Annotated in this window: 22 protein-coding genes and 2 tRNA genes; 4 read left to right on the top strand and 20 right to left on the bottom strand. The window is 54.4% G+C overall.

Annotation, left to right across the window (positions count from 1 at the left end; translation table 11 throughout):
• Position 1 precedes the first annotated feature (1 nt).
• The 19 genes from yedF to rlmE form a co-directional block, all read right to left on the bottom strand.
• A complete protein-coding gene (yedF, locus tag IMQ33_RS00810; protein WP_021179059.1) occupies positions 2-241 on the bottom strand; it encodes a sulfurtransferase-like selenium metabolism protein YedF in 240 nt (79 codons plus the stop codon).
• Positions 238-1,452 (bottom strand): selenium metabolism membrane protein YedE/FdhT, encoded by a 1,215-nt coding sequence (gene yedE / locus IMQ33_RS00805; RefSeq protein WP_065684110.1) that lies wholly within the window; start codon positions 1,450-1,452, stop codon positions 238-240. Before yedE ends, yedF begins: the two co-directional genes overlap by 4 nt.
• Before the next feature lie 138 nt (positions 1,453-1,590).
• Positions 1,591-3,537 (bottom strand): DEAD/DEAH family ATP-dependent RNA helicase, encoded by a 1,947-nt coding sequence (locus IMQ33_RS00800; RefSeq protein ID WP_024529067.1) that lies wholly within the window; start codon positions 3,535-3,537, stop codon positions 1,591-1,593.
• On the bottom strand, positions 3,527-3,601 hold the full coding sequence (gene yrbN, locus IMQ33_RS26335; RefSeq protein WP_223499600.1) for a protein YrbN: 75 nt from the start codon (positions 3,599-3,601) through the stop codon (positions 3,527-3,529). The genes IMQ33_RS00800 and yrbN overlap by 11 nt, the downstream gene beginning before the upstream one ends.
• Positions 3,602-3,724: 123 nt before the next feature.
• A complete protein-coding gene (gene nlpI, locus IMQ33_RS00790; protein WP_021179056.1) occupies positions 3,725-4,609 on the bottom strand; it encodes a lipoprotein NlpI in 885 nt (294 codons plus the stop codon).
• A 129-nt stretch (positions 4,610-4,738) separates the two neighbouring features.
• Positions 4,739-6,859 carry a polyribonucleotide nucleotidyltransferase gene (gene pnp / locus IMQ33_RS00785; protein WP_065684109.1) on the bottom strand — a complete coding sequence of 707 codons (2,121 nt, stop codon included), beginning with the start codon at positions 6,857-6,859 and terminating at the stop codon, positions 4,739-4,741.
• Between the two features lie 240 nt (positions 6,860-7,099).
• Positions 7,100-7,369, bottom strand: a complete 270-nt coding sequence (gene rpsO, locus IMQ33_RS00780; protein WP_010279698.1) for a 30S ribosomal protein S15 — start codon at positions 7,367-7,369, stop codon at positions 7,100-7,102.
• A gap of 115 nt (positions 7,370-7,484) precedes the next feature.
• The gene (gene truB / locus IMQ33_RS00775) at positions 7,485-8,429 is read right to left on the bottom strand and encodes a tRNA pseudouridine(55) synthase TruB (protein ID WP_021807515.1); all 945 of its coding nucleotides are present in this window, start codon (positions 8,427-8,429) and stop codon (positions 7,485-7,487) included.
• Positions 8,429-8,839 (bottom strand): 30S ribosome-binding factor RbfA, encoded by a 411-nt coding sequence (gene rbfA, locus IMQ33_RS00770; protein WP_021179053.1) that lies wholly within the window; start codon positions 8,837-8,839, stop codon positions 8,429-8,431. The genes truB and rbfA overlap by 1 nt, the downstream gene beginning before the upstream one ends.
• Before the next feature lie 69 nt (positions 8,840-8,908).
• Positions 8,909-11,596: a translation initiation factor IF-2 gene (gene infB, locus IMQ33_RS00765; RefSeq protein ID WP_021807516.1), complete on the bottom strand. Its 2,688-nt coding sequence runs from the start codon at positions 11,594-11,596 to the stop codon at positions 8,909-8,911.
• Positions 11,597-11,619: 23 nt separating this feature from the next.
• Complete coding sequence (gene nusA / locus IMQ33_RS00760) at positions 11,620-13,128, bottom strand: transcription termination factor NusA (protein ID WP_024483371.1); 1,509 nt, start codon at positions 13,126-13,128, stop codon at positions 11,620-11,622.
• Positions 13,129-13,149: 21 nt separating this feature from the next.
• The gene (gene rimP, locus IMQ33_RS00755) at positions 13,150-13,602 is read right to left on the bottom strand and encodes a ribosome maturation factor RimP (RefSeq protein WP_024529072.1); all 453 of its coding nucleotides are present in this window, start codon (positions 13,600-13,602) and stop codon (positions 13,150-13,152) included.
• A gap of 217 nt (positions 13,603-13,819) precedes the next feature.
• Positions 13,820-13,896: transfer RNA gene (locus IMQ33_RS00750), tRNA-Met, on the bottom strand.
• Positions 13,897-13,956: 60 nt separating this feature from the next.
• Positions 13,957-14,043, bottom strand: a tRNA-Leu gene (locus IMQ33_RS00745).
• 69 nt (positions 14,044-14,112) lie between these two features.
• Positions 14,113-14,448 (bottom strand): preprotein translocase subunit SecG, encoded by a 336-nt coding sequence (gene secG, locus IMQ33_RS00740; protein WP_024483369.1) that lies wholly within the window; start codon positions 14,446-14,448, stop codon positions 14,113-14,115.
• Positions 14,449-14,697: 249 nt separating this feature from the next.
• Positions 14,698-16,035 carry a phosphoglucosamine mutase gene (gene glmM, locus IMQ33_RS00735; protein ID WP_196061387.1) on the bottom strand — a complete coding sequence of 446 codons (1,338 nt, stop codon included), beginning with the start codon at positions 16,033-16,035 and terminating at the stop codon, positions 14,698-14,700.
• Between the two features lie 7 nt (positions 16,036-16,042).
• Positions 16,043-16,876 carry a dihydropteroate synthase gene (gene folP / locus IMQ33_RS00730; protein ID WP_024483367.1) on the bottom strand — a complete coding sequence of 278 codons (834 nt, stop codon included), beginning with the start codon at positions 16,874-16,876 and terminating at the stop codon, positions 16,043-16,045.
• 139 nt (positions 16,877-17,015) lie between these two features.
• Positions 17,016-18,947 carry an ATP-dependent zinc metalloprotease FtsH gene (gene ftsH / locus IMQ33_RS00725; RefSeq protein WP_024529076.1) on the bottom strand — a complete coding sequence of 644 codons (1,932 nt, stop codon included), beginning with the start codon at positions 18,945-18,947 and terminating at the stop codon, positions 17,016-17,018.
• Positions 18,948-19,003: 56 nt separating this feature from the next.
• On the bottom strand, positions 19,004-19,633 hold the full coding sequence (rlmE, locus tag IMQ33_RS00720; protein WP_021179046.1) for a 23S rRNA (uridine(2552)-2'-O)-methyltransferase RlmE: 630 nt from the start codon (positions 19,631-19,633) through the stop codon (positions 19,004-19,006).
• Between the two features lie 143 nt (positions 19,634-19,776).
• Here rlmE and yhbY point away from each other — a divergent pair, with 143 nt between their 5' ends.
• Positions 19,777-20,070 (top strand): ribosome assembly RNA-binding protein YhbY, encoded by a 294-nt coding sequence (yhbY, locus tag IMQ33_RS00715; RefSeq protein ID WP_021807520.1) that lies wholly within the window; start codon positions 19,777-19,779, stop codon positions 20,068-20,070.
• A 115-nt stretch (positions 20,071-20,185) separates the two neighbouring features.
• Here yhbY and greA read toward each other — a convergent pair whose 3' ends face one another.
• The gene (gene greA / locus IMQ33_RS00710) at positions 20,186-20,662 is read right to left on the bottom strand and encodes a transcription elongation factor GreA (RefSeq protein WP_021179044.1); all 477 of its coding nucleotides are present in this window, start codon (positions 20,660-20,662) and stop codon (positions 20,186-20,188) included.
• Between the two features lie 304 nt (positions 20,663-20,966).
• Between greA and dacB the strand changes: the two genes are divergently transcribed.
• From dacB to pmrB, 3 genes are read left to right on the top strand one after another with little or no spacing between them, the layout of a single operon-like run.
• Positions 20,967-22,400 (top strand): serine-type D-Ala-D-Ala carboxypeptidase, encoded by a 1,434-nt coding sequence (dacB, locus tag IMQ33_RS00705; RefSeq protein WP_196061386.1) that lies wholly within the window; start codon positions 20,967-20,969, stop codon positions 22,398-22,400.
• An 11-nt stretch (positions 22,401-22,411) separates the two neighbouring features.
• Positions 22,412-23,074 carry a two-component system response regulator PmrA gene (pmrA, locus tag IMQ33_RS00700; protein ID WP_065684106.1) on the top strand — a complete coding sequence of 221 codons (663 nt, stop codon included), beginning with the start codon at positions 22,412-22,414 and terminating at the stop codon, positions 23,072-23,074.
• Positions 23,071-24,135, top strand: a complete 1,065-nt coding sequence (gene pmrB / locus IMQ33_RS00695) for a two-component system sensor histidine kinase PmrB (protein ID WP_065684105.1) — start codon at positions 23,071-23,073, stop codon at positions 24,133-24,135. Before pmrA ends, pmrB begins: the two co-directional genes overlap by 4 nt.
• Positions 24,136-24,158 lie beyond the last annotated feature (23 nt).

The raw sequence follows: 24,158 nt of genomic DNA, 5'->3' as shown, positions 1-24,158 counted from the left end.
CTCAACGCTGGATCAGGTAGCGAATGGTTGGCCCATCCTGCTGAATATCCAGCACCTTGTAGCCGTGGTTACGGGCATCGAGCGGGATATTATTGATCGACTGCGGACAGTCGCTGATCACTTCCAGTATTTCACCCGGTTTCAGCTGCGGCATCGCTTCTAACGTGGCTACCGCCGGATAAGGACAAGGCTCTCCCACCATATCCAACCGGTAATCCGGCACGATCTCGGTCTGTTTCATACTTCACTCCTTAAGTTCACCACCTGCGCATCTGGCTTGGCACGGAAAAAGCGTTTCTCCCACCACAGCATCGCGGCAAAGGCGATGGCCAGTAACAGATAAGTCACCAGCAAACCACCGATCGGCCCGAAGGTGTCCAGCAGGTTAATCTTGTCGTAGTTGGTCGCCAAGGCTGGCGCCAGATCGTCCCAGTAGTAGGCTAACAGCGTGGCACCGATAATGTTGCCCAACCCCACCCACCAGTAATGGACCTGTCCTTCCACCGCACGATACATCCAACCGGTTTCGCAGCCGCCAGCCAGCACAATACCGAAGCCAAACAGCAGGCCGCCCAGTACCGCGTTGGGTCCGGCCCACATGATCTTCGGCGAGACGCCCAGTTGCACATAGCTGAAAATGCCGATGGCGCTGACCGCCATACCGATAATAATCGCTTTAGCCATATGCGTACGGCCAGTGATCCACAGATCGCGGAACGCCGAGGTAAAGCAGATCTGCGCCCGTTCAATAAGCAGGCCAAAACCGATACCAAACAGCATGGCGATACCGAGTTTCGGCGCATCAAACAGCGTCCATAATGACCAGGCCACCGTGAGGCAGAAAACCCCCATTCCCAAACGGAAACGACGGCGTGCCTGCTCGGGTTTTTGCGTCAATGGTGAGGCCGCTTTCACTCTTTGCAGCTTGACCGGAATACGGAACATCGGCAGCAAGGTGAATTTGGCACCGAAGTAAGAGCCGGCCGCCGTTGCCAGCGCAAAAAACCAGGCATGCAGCGAGAACTGTGGAATGCCGGTAAAGAAGGCCGCCAGGTTACACCCCATCGCTAAACGCGCGCCAAAACCGGCAATAATGCCGCCCAGCAATGCCTGTGCAATGCGGATGCGGTGCTGCGGCATACGTAATTTGATGTTGTTGGCCCACAGCGCAGCGGCGATGCAACCCGCAAACATACCAATAATCATGCGCCCATCAATACGATCGAGCGGTGTGCCCTGTAGGCCGATCACCTTAAAGTAACCCCACTGCTCGGGATGAAAGCCAAACCACTGCAAGATATGGCCCCCCCAGCGGGTAAATTCGCCGGTTACCGCCCAGAAGGTGCCGGTCATGCCGAAATAGTAGGTCGAGAGGATCCCGGCTGCGATCACCGCCGGTAAGGGTGCCCAAAAGCGCACCAGGTATTGAGATTTGAATTGTTGCCAGTTCACGGCAGCTCCTGTGCATCCGTAAGATAAACCTTGCGGATGATACGCCCTTTAGCAGTATTAACTGAGATACCAGGCAAAAAAAAACCAGTCCGAAGACTGGTTTTTAAGCTGATTAACCGTAAACGGTCAAATCAACGGTTATGCATCACCGAAACGGCGACGTGGTGCGGCAGGAGCTGCTGCATCGTCACGGCGTGGTGCTGGCTTATCACGGTTGAAGTTACCGCCACGACGTTCGCCACCGGCAGCATTACCGCCTTCACGACGCTCACCGAAAGAACGACGTGGTGCTGGTGCACCTTCGCGACGCTCACCGTTGAATGGACGGGCACCACCACGGCGCTCACCACCGTTACCACCGGCAGGACGCTCACGACGTTCATGCGGCTGTGCATCGCCCAGCAGTTGCATGTTCATCGGCTTGTTCAGAATGCGGGTGCGAGTGAAGTGATTCAGGATCTCGCCCGGCATGCCTTTTGGCAGCTCGATGGTGGAGTGGGAAGCAAACAGCTTGATGTTACCGATGTAACGGCTGCTGATGTCACCTTCGTTAGCGATCGCACCAACGATATGACGAACTTCCACGCCGTCATCACGGCCAACTTCAATGCGGTACAGCTGCATTTCACCCACGTCACGGCGTTCGCGACGTGGACGCTCAGCACCAGCTTCACGGCTGTCTGGACGTGCGTCACGACGACGGTCGCTACCACGTTCGTCACGATCGTTGAACTCACGACGTTGACGCGGTTTGAACACTGGATCTGGTGGCAGGATCAGAGGACGCTCGCCCTGTGCCATTTTCAGCAGTGCAGCAGCCAGCGTTTCCATATCCAGATCTTCACCCGGCTGCAGCTTAGCCAGCAGCGCACGGTACATATCCAGATCGCTGCTTTCCAGCTGCTGCTGAACTTTAGCGGCAAACTTGGCCAGGCGGCGCTCACCCAGCAGATCTGCGTTTGGCAGCTCGACTTCAGGGATGGTCAACTTCATGGTGCGCTCGATGTTGCGCAGCAGGCGGCGTTCGCGGTTTTCTACGAACAGCAGCGCACGGCCAGCACGGCCAGCACGACCTGTACGGCCGATACGGTGAACGTAAGACTCTGAATCCATAGGGATATCATAGTTTACCACCAGGCTGATACGCTCAACGTCCAGACCACGAGCGGCAACGTCGGTGGCGATCAGAATATCCAGACGGCCACTTTTCAGACGCTCCAGGGTCTGCTCACGCAGCGCCTGGTTCATGTCACCGTTCAGTGCGGCACTGTTGTAACCGCTGCGCTCCAGCGCTTCGGCCACTTCCAGGGTCGCATTTTTGGTACGTACGAAGATGATCGCCGCGTCAAAATCTTCAGCTTCCAGGAAACGCACCAGCGCTTCGTTTTTACGCATGCCCTGCACGGTCCAGTAGCTCTGGCTAATGTCCGGACGAGTGGTGATGCTGGACTGAATGCGCACTTCCTGTGGATCTTTCATGAAGCGACGGGTAATACGACGGATCGCTTCCGGCATGGTCGCAGAGAACAGCGCGGTCTGATGTTCAGCCGGGATCTCCGCCATGATGGTTTCTACGTCTTCGATAAAGCCCATGCGCAGCATTTCGTCGGCTTCGTCCAGAACCAGGCCTTTCAGGCCAGAAAGGTTCAGGGTGCCACGTTTCAGGTGGTCCAGCAGACGGCCCGGGGTCCCTACTACGATTTGCGGGCCCTGACGCAGAGCGCGCAGCTGCACGTCATAACGTTGGCCACCGTACAGGGCCACCACGTTAACGCCATGCATGTGCTTGGAGAAATCGGTCATGGCTTCAGCGACCTGAACCGCCAGTTCGCGGGTTGGAGCCAGTACCAGGATTTGTGGTGCTTTCAGGGCTGCATCGAGGTTGTGCAGCAGGGGCAGCGAGAACGCCGCAGTTTTACCACTACCGGTCTGCGCCATGCCCAGCACGTCGCGGCCGTTCAACAGGTGAGGAATACACTCAGCCTGGATCGGTGATGGTTTTTCGTAGCCCAGATCGGTCAGGGCAGCAATGATCGGAGCAGACAGCCCCAGGTCAGCAAAAGAGGTTTCAAGCTCAGTAGTCATGTACACGTGCCTCATTAATAATGGCAGCCAGTCTACATAACTCGTCGAGAAAATTTTCAGTCATTTTCATTGAAAAGTGTGAACCGGCTCAAATTAGATTATAAAACAGACAAAAAAGCCCTCGCCCGTTAAGGCGATTACTTTGGTCAAAAAACCAATGTAAATCAGGCTGATAAGTGTCCGTCAGCTATTGCTGGTCCGATTCCGATAGGTCGTCTTGTTCTTGGCCTAACAGCGCCAATTCCAACAATGCATAGCGGTGCTCAACAAAGTTATGAACGTTGTTAGCCACCGTCAGTTTGAACAGCGCCGAAGCGGTGTCCTTGTCCCCCAGACTTAGGTAGTGCTTACCTAAATAGAAGTCAGTTTCACTGAGATGCTCAGCGAGCGAAGTGTTATCCGTTGCATCTGCCTTGAGGCGTTCCATCAGCGTTTTTTCGCTGATTTTGCCCAGGTAGAATTCGACAATATTCCATCCCCATTGCCCTCTGTCCGATTTGTCATAACGCTGCTGGAGCGATACGGTAGCCATCTTGGGATCGATTTCTCTCTCCACCAGATAAAGCCACAGCGAACGGAAGGGATCGTTTGGGTCGTCTTGATAAAACGCCTGCAGATCATCCTGCGCCAACGGGAAGCGGCCGCCATAATACAGTGCGATGCCCCGGTTTAAACGCGCGTAATTGTAAGTTGGATCAAGCTCTAGTACAGAATCAAACGCTTCATAGGCAGCATCAAAATTGCCTGCCTGCGTTAAGTAAATGCCCAGGTAGTTGAAAACTTCTGGCATATCAGGACGTATCGCTAGCGCTTGTGAAAAGTCATTGCGCGCTAGAGCACGTAAACCTAGGCTATCATACAGCACACCGCGCTCATATAAAAGCTGTGCTCGCTCATCGTCCGTTAATGCCCGGCTGGCAAGTATTTGTTCCATGCGCGCCAGGATCACTTCCTGCTGCAGCGTAGGCTGCAACGGAATAGCCAGAACTTCGTCTTTACGCCAATCATGGTTGCTGCATCCTGCCAGCAATAGTGCTGTCGCAACGTAACACCAGCGCAAGAAAGGCTTCATTTCCCACTCCCGAAGACAAACATTGGATGAACGTCCTGTCCTCCGCTTGCTAATACGCGAGTATCCTACCCACGCGATAAGGACAGCCCCCAACCCTAACGGCAGGGAGCTGTAAAACTGCTGATACAGTTATTCTGCTTCTGGTGCAGGAGCCGCAGCGGATTCTGGCGCTGTAGCTTCTTTGATGCTCAGACGCACACGGCCCTGGCGATCAACTTCCATTACCTTAACCGGTACTTCCTGACCCATCTGCAGATAGTCGGTCACTTTCTCAACGCGCTTGTCGGCGATTTGAGAGATGTGCACCAGGCCTTCTTTACCGCCGCCGATGGCCACGAAGGCACCAAAATCAACGATACGGGTTACTTTACCCTGATACACACGGCCAACTTCGATCTCAGCGGTGATCTCTTCGATGCGGCGGATAGCGAACTTCGCTTTGTCGCCATCGGTCGCAGCAATCTTCACTGTACCGTCATCTTCAATTTCGATCGTGGTGCCAGTTTCTTCGGTCAACGCACGGATGACTGAGCCACCTTTACCGATCACATCTTTGATCTTGTCTGGATTGATCTTGATGGTGTGAATACGTGGTGCGAACTCAGAGATATCGCCACGCGGCGTGCTGATAGCCTGTTCCATCACGCCCAGAATGTGCAGACGCGCACCCTTGGCCTGGTTCAGAGCCACCTGCATGATTTCGCGGGTGATACCTTCAATTTTAATGTCCATCTGCAGCGCGGTGATACCATCGCGGCTACCGGCCACTTTGAAGTCCATGTCGCCCAGGTGATCTTCGTCACCCAGAATATCAGACAGTACAACAAAGTTTTCTTCTTCTTTCACCAGGCCCATTGCGATACCCGCAACGGCGGCCTTGATTGGCACACCTGCGTCCATCAGTGCCAGAGAAGCACCACAAACGGAAGCCATTGAAGAAGAACCGTTGGATTCGGTGATTTCAGACACCACACGTACGGTGTACGGGAAATCTTCTGGTTTAGGCATCATAGCTAAAACGCCACGTTTTGCCAGACGACCATGGCCGATTTCACGACGCTTCGGTGAACCTACCATGCCGGTTTCACCAACAGAGTACGGAGGGAAGTTGTAGTGGAACAGGAAGCTGTCGGTTTTCTCGCCCATCAGCTCGTCGATGTTCTGTGCGTCACGCGCGGTACCCAGAGTGGCGGTAACCAGCGCCTGAGTTTCACCACGGGTGAACAGTGCGGAACCGTGGGTACGTGGCAGAACGCCAGTGCGCACGTCCAGACCACGGATCATGTCTTTCTCACGGCCATCGATACGCGGCTCGCCACGCAGCACACGGCTACGTACGACGTTTTTCTCAACGGTGCCCAGGATGTCCTGAATTTCAGACGCGTCCAGAGTTTCGTCTTGCGCCAGCAGAGTTTCCACTACGCTGTCTTTGATCGCATCAACCTGAGCGTAACGCTCTTGTTTTTCGGTGATGTGGTAAGCATCGCCCAGACGGCTTTCGGCCAGCTCGGCTACGCGCGCATGCAGCGCTTCGTTAACCGCTGGTGCCTGCCAATCCCACTTCGGCTTGCCAGCTTCGGCAACCAGAGCGTTAATGTTTTCGATAACGATTTGCTGTTGGTCATGGCCAAACACGACTGCGCCCAGCATCTGATCTTCGCTCAGCACGTCCGCTTCGGATTCCACCATCAGCACTGCGCCTGCGGTACCGGCAACCACCAGGTCCAGACGGCTTTCTTTCAGCTCGTCGGTGGTTGGGTTCAGTACGTACTGATCGTTGATGTAACCCACGCGTGCAGAACCGATTGGGCCATTGAACGGAATACCGGACAGGCTCAGGGCAGCAGAGGCACCGATCATCGCTACGATGTCTGGGTTTACCTGTGGGTTCACGGAAACCACGGTGGCGATCACTTGCACTTCGTTCAGGAAGCTATCTGGGAACAGTGGGCGGATCGGACGGTCGATCAGACGGGAAGTCAGGGTTTCGCCTTCGCTCGGACGGCCTTCACGACGGAAGAAGCTACCCGGGATACGGCCAGCAGCGTAGGTACGCTCCTGATAGTTCACGGTCAGAGGGAAGAAACTCTGGCCTGGTTTGGCTTTCTTCTGGCCAACTACGGTGACGAATACTGCGGTGTCATCCATGCTCACCATCACGGCGGCAGTGGCTTGACGTGCCATCATACCGGTCTCAAGCGTCACGGTGTGTTGGCCATACTGGAATTTGCGAATAATCGGAGTCAGCAAAATTTAATCCTTAATTGGTGGCGCGCAATCGTTCTTCGACTCGACACGCCTGTGGTTCACTGACCTTCTCACTACATCCTCGCGACTAATGACAATCCTTATCTCTCATGAGATAAAGCCTCTCATTAGCCGCGCGAACCTCTGTAACGGAAGATCCTCAGTAATACATTAACCTGATTTGCTTATGCTTCCTAGAAGAAAGGGGCCAAATTTGGCCCCTTTCTACTGAAACTTGCTCGATTAGCGACGCAGACCCAGACGCTCGATCAGGCTGGTGTAACGTGCTACATCTTTACGCTTCAGGTAGTCCAGCAGCTTACGACGCTGAGAAACCATACGCAGCAGACCACGACGGCTGTGGTGATCTTTTTTGTGCTCTGAGAAGTGGCCTTGCAGATGGTTGATCTGCGCAGTCAACAGGGCAACCTGAACTTCGGTAGAACCGCTGTCGTTAGTACCACGACCGAAGTCAGCTACGATTTTAGCTTTAGCTTCAACACTTAGAGACATTGTCATACTCCAAAATTATAGATAATAAATACAGGCGCCGATCTCTAATTCAGCAACCCAATGCATAAGCTGCGCCATTCTACTCTTAGCGCAGGGCGATCGCAAGGCGGGCAGGTCAGTCGAAATATTCGACAACCAGGCGGCGCGGCGCGACTCGGCCATCATCGGCAATCTCGCCAATGCCGATAAATTTACGTTCTTCGCCTTCGGTAATGCGCACCAGACCTGAGGCCGGAGCCCCTGCGGCCTGCACCGGCTGCCCTTGCTTGACGTAACCCGCTACCGCTGGCAACAGGTTCACTTCAGGAAAGTCTTCGGCCGGGCTATCCATCGGCATCAGCAACGGATCGAGCAGTTCGCTCGGCGCAATGCTCTGCTCCTGTGCCTGCTCCACTAACGCATTCAGCTGTTCCAACGTGACCATGCGGGCGATCGGGTACTTCGCCACCTGCAGGCGGCGCAGATAAATCACGTGTGCGCCACAGCCCAGCAACTCACCGAGGTCATCCGTGATGGTGCGGATGTAGGTGCCTTTTGAGCAGTGAATTTCCAGCTCAAGCTCATCCCCTTCCCAGCGGATAAACTGCAACTCATACACGGTGATGCTGCGTGCTTCACGCGGGACTTCGATACCCTGGCGAGCATATTCATACAGCTTTTTGCCCTGGTATTTCAGTGCGGAATACATCGAAGGCACCTGCTGGATGTTACCCCTGAAGGTGTCCAGCGCGGTATCAAGCTGCGCTTGGGTGAAGTTTACCGGCCGCTCCTGCACGATCTGACCATCAGCATCCGAGGTATCCGTGCGCTGGCCCAAACGGGCAATCACGCGGTAACGCTTGTCGGAATCGAGCAGGTACTGGGAGAACTTGGTGGCCTCACCCAGACAGATTGGCAGCATACCGGTCGCCAGTGGATCGAGCGCGCCGGTGTGGCCCGCGCGGTTGGCATTGTAGATACGCTTTACTTTTTGCAGGGCATCGTTAGACGACAAGCCCTGCGGTTTGTCCAGCAGCAGTACGCCGTGAATGTCACGGCCGCGACGGCGAGGGCGACTCATTAAGCCTCCTCTTCATCGCCTGATGCATTGCGACGTTCGGCATCGTTCTTCACTACGTTGGTCACCAGGTTGGACATACGCATGCCTTCAACCAGTGAGTTATCGTAAGAGAAGGTCAGTTCCGGCACTACGCGCAGGCGCATCGCTTTGCCCAGCAGCGTACGGATATAGCCAGAAGCATCCTGCAACGCTTTAATGCCGTTGGTCACCAGATCCGGATCGTGGTTTTCGGTCAGCACGTTCAGGAAGGTGACGTAAACTTTGGCGTAAGCCAGATCGCGAGACACTTCAACACCTGAAACGGTAGCCATGCCGACGCGCGGATCTTTGACTTCACGCTGCAAGATCATCGCAATCTCTTTTTGCATTTCTTGTGCCACGCGTTGACCGCGGCTGAATTCTTTTGCCATTTGGAAACCCTCCAGACAAATCGGGGGGCACAAGGCCCCCCTAAAACAGATTTAAGCGTTTTTCGAGGCTTAAGCGATGGTACGCTGGATCTCGATGATTTCGAACACTTCGATCATGTCGCCAACGCGCACGTCGTTGTAGTTCTTAACGCCGATACCACATTCCATACCGTTACGGACTTCGTTAACGTCATCTTTGAAGCGGCGCAGGGATTCCAGCTCGCCTTCATAGATAACCACGTTGTCACGCAGCACGCGGATTGGGTTGTGACGCTTGATGTTGCCTTCGGTCACCATACAGCCGGCAACAGCGCCGAACTTAGGTGATTTGAACACATCACGTACTTCAGCCAGACCGATGATCTGCTGTTTGTACTCAGGCGCCAACATACCGCTCATCGCCTGCTTCACTTCGTCGATCAGGTTATAGATCACGGAGTAGTAACGCAGATCCAGGCTTTCTGACTCAATCACGCGGCGGGCAGAAGCATCCGCACGCACGTTGAAGCCCAGGATGATGGCGTTGGATGCCGCAGCCAGGGTCGCGTCGGTTTCGGTGATACCACCGACGCCAGAACCCACAATCTTCACCTTCACTTCGTCGGTGGAGAGTTTCTGCAGTGAATCGGAAATCGCTTCACAGGTACCCTGTACGTCGGTTTTCAGCACGATGTTCAGTTCAGAAACTTCACCTTCGGTCATGTTCGCGAACATGTTCTCCAGTTTAGATTTCTGCTGGCGAGCCAGTTTAACTTCGCGGAACTTGCCTTGACGGTACAGCGCAACTTCACGCGCTTTCTTCTCGTCACGCACGACGGTCGCTTCGTCACCCGCAGCAGGAACGCTGGACAGGCCCAGGATCTCAACTGGGATAGAAGGACCCGCAGAGGTCACTTCACGGCCCAATTCGTCACGCATCGCACGAACACGGCCATACTCGAAGCCGCACAGGACGATATCGCCCTTGTTCAGCGTCCCTTCCTGTACCAGTACGGTAGCCACTGGGCCACGGCCTTTATCCAGGAAGGATTCGATTACCACACCGCTCGCCATGCCGCTACGAACCGCTTTCAGTTCAAGAACTTCGGCCTGCAGTAGGATAGCATTCAACAGTTCGTCGATACCGGTACCGGCTTTTGCAGATACGTGGACGAACTGAGCTTCACCGCCCCACTCTTCTGGCATAACGCCATACTGAGACAGCTCTTGCTTAACGCGGTCCGGATCGGCTTCTGGTTTGTCAATTTTGTTAACCGCAACCACCAATGGCACTTTAGCCGCCTGAGCATGCTGAATAGCTTCGATGGTTTGTGGCATCACGCCGTCGTCTGCTGCTACGACCAGAACCACGATATCGGTCGCCTGAGCACCACGAGCACGCATTGAGGTAAACGCTGCGTGGCCTGGGGTATCCAGGAAGGTGATCATGCCGTTTTCGGTTTCTACGTGGTAAGCACCGATGTGCTGGGTAATACCACCTGCTTCGCCAACCGCCACCTTGGTGGAGCGGATGTAGTCGAGCAGAGAGGTTTTACCATGGTCAACGTGGCCCATGATGGTCACGACTGGGGCACGAGACTCGGCACCGGCGCCGGTGTCACGGTCGCTCATCAGCGCTTCTTCCAGCTCGTTCTCACGACGCAGGATAACTTTGTGGCCCATCTCTTCGGCAACCAGCTGTGCGGTTTCCTGGTCGATGACCTGGTTGATGGTGGCCATGGCGCCCAGCTTCATCATCGCTTTGATGACCTGAGAACCTTTTACCGCCATCTTGTTAGCCAGTTCGGCAACGGTGATGGTCTCGCCGATCACCACGTCACGGTTCACCACCTGAGCTGGCTTGTTAAAGCCCTGCTGCAGGGTGCTTGGCTTACGCTTGCCTTTACCGCCACGGGTCATGGTGCGAGCTTCTTCGCGGTCTGCTTTAGACTCGGAGAGCTTGTTGCCTTTCTTCTGTTTGGTCGCTTTGCCACCGCGAGTACGGCTACGGCGCTCACCTTCAACTTTGGCGTCGTTTTCGTCTTCGGCAGCACGAGCGTGCTCGGAGGTGGTTACGTGGTAGTCGGCTGTTTCAACCGCAGCGCTTGCTGCTTCGGCTTCGGCCCACTTCTCACCGTTTTCTTCGGCCATACGGCGCGCTTCTTCCGCTACGCGTTTGGCATCTTCTTCCACCTTACGGCGTACTTCTTCTTCCGCTTTACGTTTCAGTTCGGCGGCTTCGGCTTCACGGCGTGCTTTTTCTGCCTGAGCTGGCTTGGTCATTTCGTCGGTATGTTGATTGGTCACTTTTTCTTTTTCCGCTGAATTACGCTTAGCAATCTCCGCGGCCTCACGTTTGGCTTGCTCTTCGGCTGCGCGCTTAGCTTCTGCTTCGCGTTTCGCTAGCTCTTCCGCTTCGCGCCTTGCCTGCTCTTCCGCTTCACGCTGTGCCTGCTCAGCCGCTTCAGCCTGTTGGGCTTCCTGCGGATCGCGATTTACATAAGTGCGTTTCTTGCGGACCTCAATTTGCACCGATTTACTCTTACCGCCGGTGCTCGGAATATTCAAGGTGCTGCGCGTTTTGCGCTGCAACGTGAGTTTGCTTGGCGCACTACCGTGTTCACGGTTCAGGTGCGCCAGTAAGGTTTCTTTCTCATGCTGTGTCACAGAGTCGGTCTCAGACTTGTTAATCCCTGCATCAGCAAATTGCTGTACCAGGCGATCAACCGGTGTCTGTATCTCTGCTGCCAGCGATTTTACGGTTACATCTGTCGTCATGCTGTTCCTTCCTGCTACAGTTATTACGCGTTGTCGCCAAACCAACAGATATTACGTGCGGCCATAATCAGCTCGCCGGCTTGCTCATCGCTAAGCCCTTCAATATCAGCCAGATCGTCAACACCCTGCTCGGCAAGATCTTCCAGCGTACAAACCCCACGCGCGGCCAGTTTAAAGGCCATGCTGCGCTCAAGACCCGGAAGGTTGAGCAAATCATCAGCAGGTTTTTGGTCGCCCAGGCTTTCTTCCTGTGCCAGGGCCAGCGTGGTCAATGCAGCTTTGGCGCGATCGCGCAACGCTTCAACCATATCTTCATCCAGACCGTCGATTTCCAGCAGCTCTTTGATTGGCACGTAAGCCAGTTCTTCCAGCGTAGAGAAGCCTTCTTCGACCAGAACGGTGGCGAAATCTTCGTCGATATCAAGATACTTGGTGAAGGTATCAATGGCGGCATGAGCCTCGGCCTGATGCTTGGCCTGCAGATCGTCCGCCGTCATCACGTTCAGTTCCCAGCGATCATCATCACGATGCTGTTTCAACAGTTGGGAAGCTAAACGCACGTTTTGGCCATTACGGCCGATCGCCTGTGCCAGGTTGCTGGCTTCAACGGCGATATCCATCGTGCACCGATCTTCATCTACCACGATCGAGGCAACATCTGCCGGGGCCATGGCGTTAATGACGAACTGTGCAGGGTTATCATCCCACAGGATGATATCAATACGTTCCCCGCCAAGCTCGCTCGAAACGGCCTGGACGCGGGCACCGCGCATACCGACACAGGCACCGACCGGGTCGATACGCTTGTCGTTGGTTTTCACGGCAATTTTTGCACGGGAGCCAGGATCGCGGGCTGCCGCTTTAATCTCAATCACTTCTTCGCCAATTTCCGGCACTTCGATGCGGAACAGCTCTTTGAGCATATCCGGGCTGGAACGGCTAACGAACAGTTGCGCACCGCGCGCTTCCGGACGTACTGCGTACAGTACACCGCGGATGCGGTCACCCGGGCGGAAGTTTTCGCGTGGCAGCATATCTTCACGGCCAATGACCGCTTCAGCGTTGCTACCCAGATCCAGCGCAATGCTGTCACGGTTCACTTTTTTCACCACGCCGGTGACGATTTCACCTTCGTGTTGGCGGAAGGCGTCAACCACCATCGCGCGCTCGGCTTCACGTACTTTCTGTACGATAACCTGCTTCGCGGTCTGAGTGGTGATACGGTCGAAGGTCACAGATTCGATCTGATCTTCGATATAGCCGCCCAGTTCCATGGACGGGTCTTCATACTGTGCAGCTTCCAGCGTGATCTCACGCGTTGGCTGGGTCACTTCATCAACGGCAACCCAACGGCGGAAGGTGTCGAAATCGCCAGTCTTACGGTCAATGCTGACACGGACCTCGATTTCCTGCTCATATTTTTTCTTGGTGGCGGTGGCTAAAGCGGTTTCCAGGGCTTCGAAAATCTTCTCACGTGGTAGGGATTTTTCATTGGAAACTGCTTCAACAACAGCCAGAATCTCTTTGTTCATCCTAGTTGCCTCATCCAAACTTTAAAAGTGGGGTACCAGGTTCGCTTTCTGAATATTACTCAGCGCGAACACTTCATCTTTCCCATCCACAGTAACCGTGATCATCTCGCCTTCTACAGACTTGATGATGCCCTGCCATTTGCGGCGGTTTTGTATCGCCATACGCAGAACAACGCTGACTTCTTCACCGAGAAAACGTTGATAGTGTTCCGCGGTAAACATAGGGCGCTCAAGGCCAGGAGAGGAAACTTCCAGGTTGTAAGCGACCGTGATCGGATCTTCGACGTCCAGTACAGCGCTGACCTGGTGGCTGACATCAGCGCAATCATCAACATTGATTCCGTTGTCACTATCAATATAGATGCGTAGTGTCGATTGGCGCGCCCGAATAAATTCGATGCCTACGAGCTCAAAGCCCAACGCCTCTACCGGTGCGGAAAGCATCTCTGTTAATTTTTGCTCTAATGTGGACAAGCCCACCCCCAAGACATAAAAAAAGGGCCTAATAGCCCAGTGATTCTGTTGCCAAATAACAAAAAACCCCGAAAATTCGGGGCTTTATGCAACTGGACCCTGTTTGCCGCAAAGCGGCTTCGGTGCAACTTTCTAGCAAGTGCCATTTTCAAATGTTGATCGAGAAAAGCGGAATTCAATCGAAAAGTGTATTTGAAAATAAACACTTAAAGGAAAGTGGTTGCGGGGGCCGGATTTGAACCGACGACCTTCGGGTTATGAGCCCGACGAGCTACCAGGCTGCTCCACCCCGCGTCCGAAAACGTGGCAAATATTACGCCGATAATTGCAAAAACGCAAGTTATCTCTGGGATTTGGTACCGAGGATGGGACTCGAACCCACAAGCCCGTTAGGGCACTACCACCTCAAGGTAGCGTGTCTACCAATTCCACCACCTCGGTACTGATTTTTACTGCTAACGGCTGTTTCTGTTGAGGTCGAAAACAACCGTGTTCAAACTTTTCAGCGGCTTACTGCGGGATATCACTGACCGGTTTAGCTGGTGCTGCCGGAGTGCTAGTCTGCTCAGTTTGCGCTGGCTGACCCAGGTTTTCCCACTCGCTGCCTTTCTTGCCCTGATTGGTGCTCAGGTTGCCCAGGATCAGACTGATGACGAAGAACAACGTCGCCAGGACAGCCGTCATGCGGGTCATAAAGTTGCCTGAACCGGTCGATCCGAAGAATGTGCCAGAAGCACCTGCTCCGAATGAGGCTCCCATATCAGCGCCTTTACCTTGCTGTAGCATGATCAGAGCGACTAACCCGATCGATATCAGCAAGAAAATTACCAGAAGAGCTTCGTACATAGTGGTACCTGTATCCTTGCGGGTTCACCGCGTGCCAAATGCTTCTCACCCCAGATGCTTCCAAACTAAAGAAGGCGTGGCGTGTCACTAAAACAGCCCACTGAAGCGGGTGTGAATACTAACCAAAGCCATCAAAGCGCGCAAGGGCAATTTGCAACCGCCGATGCGTTTGCGGAAAAAAACAGCAAAAACAGGGCTGATCGGGAAATTACGCAGGCACTGACAACGTACCTGCGTAAAAACAGCATGTTAACCTGCCAGCTTGACCGCATCGGCGATACGGTGCGCCAGCGCGATAACCTGCTGCTCATCTTCGCCTTCCACCATTACGCGGATCAATGGCTCAGTGCCCGACTTACGCAGCAGCACACGGCCACGACCGGCCAATTCGGCTTCGACCTGCTCAGTGACCTTCAACACCGCCTCTGACTCCAGTGGGTTATGCTCACCGACAAAGCGCACGTTGACCAGGACCTGTGGCAGTAATTTCATACCGCTGCACAGGTCGTGCAGGCTCATGTTATTACGCACAATTGCCGTCAACACTTGCAGGCCAGCGACGATACCGTCCCCGGTGGTAGTTTTGTCCAGCAGGATCACGTGGCCGGAGTTTTCCGCCCCAATGCGCCAGCCCAACTCTTGCAGTTTTTCCAGTACGTAGCGGTCACCCACCTTGGCACGGGCAAACGGGATGCCGAGCTGCTTCAGTGCCAGCTCCAGGCCCATATTGCTCATCAGGGTACCCACGGCACCGCCGCGCAGTTGCCCCTGGCGCAGGCCTTCACGAGCAATGATGTAGAGGATCTGATCGCCGTCAACCTTGTTACCCAGGTGATCCACCATCATCACGCGGTCGCCATCGCCATCAAAGGCCAGGCCAACGTGTGCCTGCTCTTCCAGCACGCGCGCCTGCAGTTGGCGTACATCGGTAGCGCCACACTCTTCGTTGATGTTCATGCCATCCGGCTCACAACCGATAGCGATCACCGTGGCACCCAGCTCACGCAAAACGCTTGGGGCAATGTGATAGGTAGCGCCGTTGGCGCAGTCCACCACGATCTTCAGCCCGTTCAGGCTCAGTTCGCTCGGGAAGGTGCCTTTACAGAATTCGATATAGCGCCCTGCGGCATCGACAATGCGGCTGGCTTTACCCAACTCGGCAGATTCGACGCAGGTCAACGGTTTTTCCATTTCCGCTTCAATCGCTTCCTCCACATCGTCAGGCAGTTTGGCACCATCGATGGAGAAGAACTTGATGCCGTTATCATAAAATGGGTTATGTGAGGCAGAAATCACGATCCCGGCTTCCGCACGAAAAGTTCGGGTCAGATAAGCCACCGCGGGGGTAGGCATCGGACCGGTAAACGAAGCAGACAGCCCCGCCGCCGCTAAACCGGCCTCCAGCGCTGACTCCAGCATATAGCCTGAGATACGGGTATCTTTACCGATGATGATTTTGCGGGAGCCATGGCGCGCCAATACCTTGCCGGCAGCCCAGCCCAGCTTGAGTACGAACTCTGGGGTTATCGGGCTGTCACCCACCTTGCCACGAATGCCGTCGGTACCAAAGTATTTGCGTTCGCTCATGTCTCTACTATCCCTTAGCTGAAAGTGTTGCCTCGACGACACGCATCGCCTCGACGGTTTCTTTGACATCATGCACTCTGACTATCTGCGCCCCCTGCATCGCGGCAATCACCGCACAGGCCACGCTGCCGATAACCCGCTGTTCGGGTGGGACATTCAATAGCTGCCCAATCATAGATTTACGCGACATCCCCACCAACAGTGGCAAGCCAAAGTGATGAAATTCCGCCAATCGGGCCAGAAGCTGATAATTATGCGCTAAATTCTTACCGAAACCGAAGCCTGGGTCGAGTAACAATTTCTGTTTTGCTATGCCGCCTGCAATACAGCGGTCAATATGCTGCTGGAAAAACGCATTAACGTCCGCCATCAGGTCATCGTAATGCGGTGCTTGCTGCATGGTACGCGGCTCGCCTTGCATATGCATCAGGCACACTGGCAGACCGCTTTCGGCGGCTGCCTGCAACGCACCAGGCTCCTGCAGCGAGCGAACGTCGTTGATCAGATGCGCACCGGCTTTAGCGGATTCGCGGATCACACCGGCTTTTGAGGTATCCACCGAGATAAAAATCTCAAACCGCTGCGCCAAGGCTTCCACTACCGGCACAACGCGCTCAATCTCTTCCTCTTCACTGACCTCGGCAGCGCCCGGGCGCGTGGACTCGCCCCCCACATCGATCATCGTTGCACCCGCCGAAATCAGCGCATGCGCATGCAGCAGAGCATCATTCAGCGAATTATGCCGCCCGCCGTCAGAGAAGGAGTCAGGGGTAACATTGAGGATCCCCATCACCCGAGGATGGTTGAGATCGAGGATTTGGTCGCGCACGGTTAACTGCATGATTAATCTACCTTGGAGTCAATACTACTCAGTTGCCTGGAGTGGATCCCGCCCCTCTCACCCAAGGAGAGGCAGCAATTTTCAGCCAGCAATAAAAAACCCCGGCTGGCCGGGGTTTTATTTTACGCTACAGCCGATGTTACTTGTCGAGCTGTTCAGACATGGTGTTGCCTGGGTTTGGTGTACGCGGCTCATCTACCGGCGTTGGCGCTTTTGGTGTGCCACCGTTGTCGGAGTTGTTGCTTTTCGCCACGTCGTCCCAACCTGCTGGCGGACGCACATCTTTACGGTTCATCAGGTCGTCGATCTGCGGTGCATCGATGGTTTCATATTTCATCAGTGCATCTTTCATCGAATGCAGGATGTCCATGTTTTCCATCAGCAACGCACGTGCGCGAATGTAGTTGCGCTCAATCAGGGATTTGACTTCCTGGTCGATGATACGTGCGGTTTCGTCCGACATGTGTTTCGCCTTGGCCACGGAACGGCCCAGGAACACCTCGCCCTCTTCTTCCGCATACAGCAATGGCCCCAGCTTCTCAGAGAAGCCCCATTGGGTCACCATGTTGCGGGCGATCGAGGTAGCGACTTTAATGTCGTTCGATGCACCGGTAGAGACTTTTTCCGGCCCGTAAATAATTTCTTCTGCCAGACGGCCACCGTACAGGGTGGAGATTTGGCTTTCCAGCTTCTGACGGCTGGCGCTGATCGCATCCCCTTCCGGCAGGAAGAAGGTCACGCCGAGCGCACGGCCACGAGGAATAATCGTGACTTTATGCACCGGGTCATGCTCAGGAACCAGGCGGCCAATGATGGCGTGGCCCGCTTCGTGATAGGCGGTCGATTCTTTCTGCGCTTCCGTCATCACCATGGAGCGACGTTCCGCACCCATCATGATCTTGTCCTTGGCTTTTTCGAACTCCACCATCGACACCACGCGCTTGTTGCCACGTGCTGCGAACAGGGCAGCTTCGTTGACCAGGTTGGCCAAGTCCGCACCGGAGAAGCCCGGAGTACCACGTGCAAGCACAGAAGCATCAACATCTGGCGCCAACGGCACACGACGGGAGTGCACCTTCAGGATTTGCTCACGGCCACGCACGTCTGGCAGCCCAACCACCACTTGGCGGTCGAAACGGCCTGGACGCAGTAACGCAGGGTCCAGTACGTCAGGACGGTTGGTTGCCGCGATGACGATAATGCCTTCGTTGCCTTCAAAGCCGTCCATCTCAACCAGCATCTGGTTCAGCGTTTGCTCACGTTCATCGTGACCACCGCCCAGACCTGCGCCACGTTGGCGGCCTACGGCGTCGATTTCATCGATAAAGATGATGCACGGTGCCGCTTTCTTGGCCTGTTCAAACATGTCACGGACGCGGGATGCACCCACACCGACGAACATTTCAACGAAGTCAGAACCCGAAATGGTGAAGAACGGGACTTTCGCCTCGCCAGCAATCGCTTTCGCCAGCAGGGTTTTACCGGTACCCGGAGGGCCAACCATCAGCACGCCTTTCGGGATCTTGCCGCCCAGCTTCTGGAAACGGCTCGGTTCGCGCAGGTAGTCTACCAGTTCACTCACTTCTTCTTTTGCTTCGTCACAGCCTGCAACGTCGGCAAAAGTGGTTTTAATCTGGTCTTCCGTCAGCATACGGGCCTTGCTCTTGCCGAAGGACATCGCGCCCTTGCCGCCGCCGCCCTGCATTTGCCGCATGAAGAAGATCCAGACCCCAATCAACAACAGCATTGGGAACCAGGAAATAAAGATGGAAGCCAGCAAACTTGGCTCTTCCGGTGGCTCACCAACAACTTTCACGTTTTTGGTTAACAACGTATCCAGTAACTTAGGATCGTTGACCGGGATGTAAGTGGTGTACTTGTTGCTGTCTTTACGGACAACGTTGATTTCACGCCCATTAATGCGCGCTTCACGGATCTGATCTTGGGTCAGTTCGGTCATGAAGGTAGAGTAATCTACCCTACGGCCATTAGACTCGCTGGGCCCAAAGCTCTGGAATACCGACATCAAAACGACCGCGATGACTAGCCAGAGAATTAGGTTTTTCGCCATGTCACTCAAGGGATTAACCTCATATTACAACTGTGTTAACAAACAGCGTTAGGGTACTACAGTTTCCGCCCTGTCGCTACAATGTACACTTCACGCGAACGTGCGCGAGAAGCGTCTGGCTTACGAATCTTAACCTTCGTAAACAGGGAGCGAATTTCCCGTAGGTACTCGTCAAAACCATCTCCCTGGAACACCTTCACCAGGAAACTACCGCCTGGTGCGAGAACATCACGACACATTTCCAGTGCTAATTCCACCAGATACATCGATTTTGGGATATCGACCGCCGGGGTGCCGCTCATATTCGGGGCCATGTCAGACATGACTACCTGAACCTTACTATCACCTACACGTTCCAACAGTGCTTTGAGGACCAGTTCATCACGAAAATCGCCCTGAAGGAAATCGACGCCAACGATAGGATCCATTGGCAAAATATCACAGGCAATGATACGCCCGTTACCACCAATCTGGGTTACCACATATTGCGACCAACCGCCCGGTGCAGCCCCCAAATCAACGACCGTCATACCCGGCTTGAACAGTTTGTCACTTTGCTGGATTTCATCAAGTTTAAACCAGGCACGCGAACGCAGCCCTTTTTTCTGCGCCTGCAGCACATATTTATCGCTAAAGTGTTCTTGGAGCCAGCGACTGGAACTGGCCGAACGCTTTTTATTTGCCATCGAGTATTCCAACTATCCTAAAAAGAGTCTCATGCCAGGTTCGCTTCTCACGTAAACTCAATTCGGTGCAGACCGATTTGGTGATACACATGAGATGGCGGTAGAATGTACCGTTTTCAATCCCAACTTAAGCAAAAAAGACAATGAATCTGAATAATAAACAAAAACAACACCTGAAAGGCCTGGCACATCCGTTAAAACCGGTGGTCATGCTGGGTAATAACGGTCTCACCGAAGGGGTGTTGGCTGAAATTGAGCTGGCTCTGGAGCATCACGAGCTGATCAAAGTAAAAATTGCAGCCGAAGATCGCGAAACCAAAACCCTGATCGCCGACGCTATTGTGCGTGAAACGGGTGCCTGCAACGTGCAAGTGATCGGCAGTACGCTTATTCTTTACCGCCCGTCGAAAGAGCGCAAGATCACTTTGCCGCGCTAATCCGCAATCTGTTTGCTGAGACGGTGCCATGCGCCGGGCTCAGATAAAAGGCCGCTTGCGGCCTTTTTCCTTTCTTTACAAAACCCTGCTGAACTTTTAACCAACTCGGGCGAAATTAAAGATATTCCACTTTCAGAATTTCGTATTCTACATCACCACCCGGGGTTTTGATGACAACAACATCATCTTGCTCTTTGCCAATCAGGCCACGAGCCATCGGTGAGTTGACAGAAATAAGATTTTTCTTAAAGTCTGCTTCATCATCACCCACGATGCGGTAAGTCACCTGATCTTCGCTATCCAGGTTCATCACCGAGACGGTAGCACCAAAAATCACGCGGCCAGTCTGAGGCATTTTGGTGATGTCGATCACCTGCGCATTGGACAGTTTGGCCTCGATTTCCTGGATACGTCCTTCACAGAAACCCTGCTGTTCACGAGCGGCATGGTACTCGGCGTTTTCTTTCAGGTCACCGTGTTCGCGTGCGGTGGCGATGTCGGCAATGATTTTCGGGCGACGCACACCTTTCAAATATTCTAGTTCTTCACGCAGCTGTTCTGCGCCAAACAAGGTCATCGGGATCTGTTTCATCGTTAAATACCTCTAAATCTATCCTGTTCAAATATACCCGTGGTGTTGCGAGCTAACCGCAGCTCAACATCCCCAGGGCATTAGCGTCATCCTGACGTGTTCGTATGAAATTACGGCAGGCGTTGCGCCTTCCGTCTCCAGGCGATAAACAAAAGAAACCGAGCTCGGAGGTTTGCTCCAAGTCAGCGTCGATTTTGCATTTTGATACGCATTTTAGCCTAGAGTTCCTTAAGGGTCATCGTTTACTTTATCCCTTGATGCACCGTAGTATGACAGCACGTTATCCAGCTGTTACCCCGAGATTATGCGTTTTTCACGAATTGTCAGTGTATTGGCCTGCGCATTTGCTGTTAATGCCCATGCGGCCCCGGTTGAAGATTACACACAATATTTGCCTGATGGGGCGAACCTGGCCCTGATAGTTCAGAAGATTGGCGCGACCACGCCAACCATCGACTATCACTCACAGCAAATGGCACTCCCGGCCAGCACCCAGAAGGTGCTTACCGCGCTGGCGGCTTTGTTGCAGCTCGGGCCGGATTATCGCTTCACCACGACACTGGAAAGTCAGGGCAACATCACGGATGGCGTGTTGCGTGGCAACCTTATCGCCCGTTTCAGCGGAGATCCCACCTTCAAGCGGCAGAATCTGCGCAATATGGTGGCGGAACTGAAAAGACAGGGAGTACGCGAAATCAGCGGCGATGTGCTGGTCGATACCTCGGTATTTGCCAGCCATGACAAAGCGCCCGGCTGGCCCTGGAACGATATGACCCAATGTTTCAGCGCCCCGCCAGCGGCGGCAATTGTCGATCGCAACTGTTTCTCGGTTTCCCTTTACAGCGCCCCTAACCCCGGTGAGATGGCGTTTATTCGCGTGGCCTCATTCTACCCGGTCAATATGTTCAGCCAGGTAAGAACGCTGGCGAAAGGCTCTGCGGATGCACAATATTGTGAGCTGGATGTGGTGCCGGGCGAATTGAACCGCTTTACACTGACCGGATGCCTGACCCAGCGTAGTGAACCACTGCCGTTGGCATTCGCCATTCAAGATGGAGCCAGCTATGCCGGTGCCATCCTGAAAGATGAGCTGGTCAAGTCAGGGATCCAGATTGGCGGCCATTTGAAACGCCAAACCCAGCCAGGCATGACGGGCACGGTGATCGCCCAGACACAGTCCGCACCGTTGCATGACCTGCTGAAAATCATGCTGAAGAAGTCGGACAACATGATTGCCGATACCGTGTTTCGCACCATCGGCCATGAACGCTTTGGCGTACCGGGCACCTGGCGCGCGGGAGCAGATGCAGTTCGCCAGGTTCTGCGCCAGAAGGCCGGGGTAGACCTAGGTAACAGCATCGTGGTGGACGGCTCTGGCCTGTCGCGCCACAACCTGCTGGCACCTGCAACCATGATGCAGGCGTTGCAATATATTGCTCAGCACGACAGCGAGCTCAACTTTATCTCGATGCTGCCGCTGTCCGGTTATGATGGCACGCTGCGCTATCGCGGTGGCCTACACGAAGCCGGGGTCGACGGTAAGGTTTCTGCCAAAACCGGGGCGTTGCAAGGGGTCTATAACTTGGCCGGCTTTATCACTACGGCCAGCGGTCAGCGCCTTGCCTTTGTCCAATATCTATCGGGTTACGCGGTGCCACCAGAAGATCAAAAACAGCGCCGAGCGCCGCTGGTGCGGTTCGAAAGCCGGCTGTATCGGGATATCTATCAGAACAATTGAGGCCCAAGGGCATGAAGCTACTGATTGTTGAGGATGATGAGTTATTGCAGCAAGGCGTGGCGTTGGCAATGTCCAACGAAGGCTACGCCTGTGATTGTGCGGCCAGTGCTGCGCAGGCCAATAGCCTGATCGTCACCAGCCAGTACAGTATGGTGATCCTTGACCTCGGCCTGCCAGATATTGACGGTGCCACCCTGCTGCGGCAATGGCGTCGTCAACACATCAGCATCCCGGTGTTGATCCTCACCGCACGCGACGCGTTGCAAGACCGTGTCGATGGCCTGGACGCCGGTGCCGATGACTATCTGGTCAAACCCTTTGCGCTGATTGAGCTGCAAGCCCGGGTACGGGCACTGCTCCGCCGCTATCAGGGCCACAGCGATAACCTGCTGCAACAGGACGATCTGACGCTCAACCTGTCCAGCCAGCAGGTGTATCTGCAGCAGCAGGCGATAGACGTCACGCCGAAAGAGTTTGCCATTCTGTCGCGTCTGATAATGCGGGCCGGGCAAACCGTCAACCGTGAGCTGTTGCAACAGGATCTCTATACCTGGAACGACGATCTGGGCTCGAATACCCTCGAAGTGCACATGCACAACTTGCGCCGTAAACTGGGCAAAGATCGTATCCGTACCGTTCGTGGCATCGGTTACCGTCTGGAGCCCGCATCTTGATCAGCATGCGCCGTCGTTTGCTGCTGATGTTGGCCCTGATCCTGCTGGTCACCCAGCTCATCAGCGCGTTTTGGCTATGGCATGAAAGCCAGGAGCAGATCAGTTTCCTGGTGGATGAAACCCTGTCGGCCAAAGTTCGCAACGAGCGGGTCGATACCGAGATTGCCGAAGCGATCGCTTCCCTGCTTGCCCCTTCGCTGATCATGATGGTGGTGACCCTGCTCGCCTCCTTCTGGGCCATCAGTTGGATTATCCGGCCGCTGAATCAACTGCAGGAAAAGCTGGAGAAACGTTCCGCAGATAATCTGACTCCTTTGCCAGTATCCAACGACAGTCTGGAGATGATGGCGGTTACCAAGGCATTGAATCAGCTTTTTTCACGCCTTGACCATACCATCCAGCAAGAGCGGCTGTTCACTGCCGATGCAGCCCACGAATTACGTACGCCGCTGGCGGGGATCCGGCTGCATCTGGAACTGATGGAGCAACAGGGGATTGCGGGCAGTAAACAGTTGATCGCCCGCATTGACCAACTGATGCACGTGGTCGAGCAATTGCTGATGCTGTCACGGGCCGGGCAGGATTTCGCCAGTGGCCATTACCAGCAGTTTGACTGGGTAACCAACGTTGTTCAGCCATTGCAGGAAGAGTTGAAAGAGCTAGCCGCTCTGCGCGGGCAAAAGATTGTCTGGCAACTGCCAGCCAATGCCCCGACCCATGGCGATCCGGTGCTGCTGCGTCTGATGCTGCGTAATCTGGTTGAAAATGCGCACCGCTATGGCCCCGAGAAGAGTGTCATCCGTGTTCAGCTCACCCCCGAGAATAATGGGCAACGATTACAGGTGCTCGATGAGGGGCCGGGTATCAAGCAAGAAATGGCGGGAGAGTTGACTCAGGCCTTCCGCCGGATGGATCAGCGTTATGGCGGCAGCGGGCTGGGATTGAATATCGTGATCCGTATCGTTCAGTTGCACCGTGGCTGTCTACGCCTGGAAAACCGCACCGATGCCAACGGCCTGGATGCACAGTGCTGGTTACCCGATAATATTTTGAATCACTAACGTCACATCATCGATTGAGGTTT

The sequence above is a fragment of the Serratia sp. Res13-Sevr-LER1-36-b genome (assembly GCF_015673035.1).
Taxonomy (GTDB): Bacteria; Pseudomonadota; Gammaproteobacteria; order Enterobacterales; family Enterobacteriaceae; genus Chania; species Chania fonticola_C.
The sequence above is the reverse complement of the archived record's forward strand: the minus strand, read 5'-3'. Positions and strand labels throughout refer to the sequence as shown.

Coding starts and splice junctions, on each gene's coding strand:
- yedF (WP_021179059.1), bottom strand. CDS start 241: ATGAAACAGACCGAGATCGTGCCGGATTACCGGTTGGATATGGTGGGA.
- IMQ33_RS00800 (WP_024529067.1), bottom strand. CDS start 3,537: ATGACTACTGAGCTTGAAACCTCTTTTGCTGACCTGGGGCTGTCTGCT.
- nlpI (WP_021179056.1), bottom strand. CDS start 4,609: ATGAAGCCTTTCTTGCGCTGGTGTTACGTTGCGACAGCACTATTGCTG.
- rpsO (WP_010279698.1), bottom strand. CDS start 7,369: ATGTCTCTAAGTGTTGAAGCTAAAGCTAAAATCGTAGCTGACTTCGGT.
- truB (WP_021807515.1), bottom strand. CDS start 8,429: ATGAGTCGCCCTCGCCGTCGCGGCCGTGACATTCACGGCGTACTGCTG.
- rbfA (WP_021179053.1), bottom strand. CDS start 8,839: ATGGCAAAAGAATTCAGCCGCGGTCAACGCGTGGCACAAGAAATGCAA.
- infB (WP_021807516.1), bottom strand. CDS start 11,596: ATGACGACAGATGTAACCGTAAAATCGCTGGCAGCAGAGATACAGACA.
- nusA (WP_024483371.1), bottom strand. CDS start 13,128: ATGAACAAAGAGATTCTGGCTGTTGTTGAAGCAGTTTCCAATGAAAAA.
- secG (WP_024483369.1), bottom strand. CDS start 14,448: ATGTACGAAGCTCTTCTGGTAATTTTCTTGCTGATATCGATCGGGTTA.
- glmM (WP_196061387.1), bottom strand. CDS start 16,035: ATGAGCGAACGCAAATACTTTGGTACCGACGGCATTCGTGGCAAGGTG.
- folP (WP_024483367.1), bottom strand. CDS start 16,876: ATGCAGTTAACCGTGCGCGACCAAATCCTCGATCTCAACCATCCTCGG.
- ftsH (WP_024529076.1), bottom strand. CDS start 18,947: ATGGCGAAAAACCTAATTCTCTGGCTAGTCATCGCGGTCGTTTTGATG.
- rlmE (WP_021179046.1), bottom strand. CDS start 19,633: ATGGCAAATAAAAAGCGTTCGGCCAGTTCCAGTCGCTGGCTCCAAGAA.
- yhbY (WP_021807520.1), top strand. CDS start 19,777: ATGAATCTGAATAATAAACAAAAACAACACCTGAAAGGCCTGGCACAT.
- greA (WP_021179044.1), bottom strand. CDS start 20,662: ATGAAACAGATCCCGATGACCTTGTTTGGCGCAGAACAGCTGCGTGAA.
- dacB (WP_196061386.1), top strand. CDS start 20,967: ATGCGTTTTTCACGAATTGTCAGTGTATTGGCCTGCGCATTTGCTGTT.
- pmrA (WP_065684106.1), top strand. CDS start 22,412: ATGAAGCTACTGATTGTTGAGGATGATGAGTTATTGCAGCAAGGCGTG.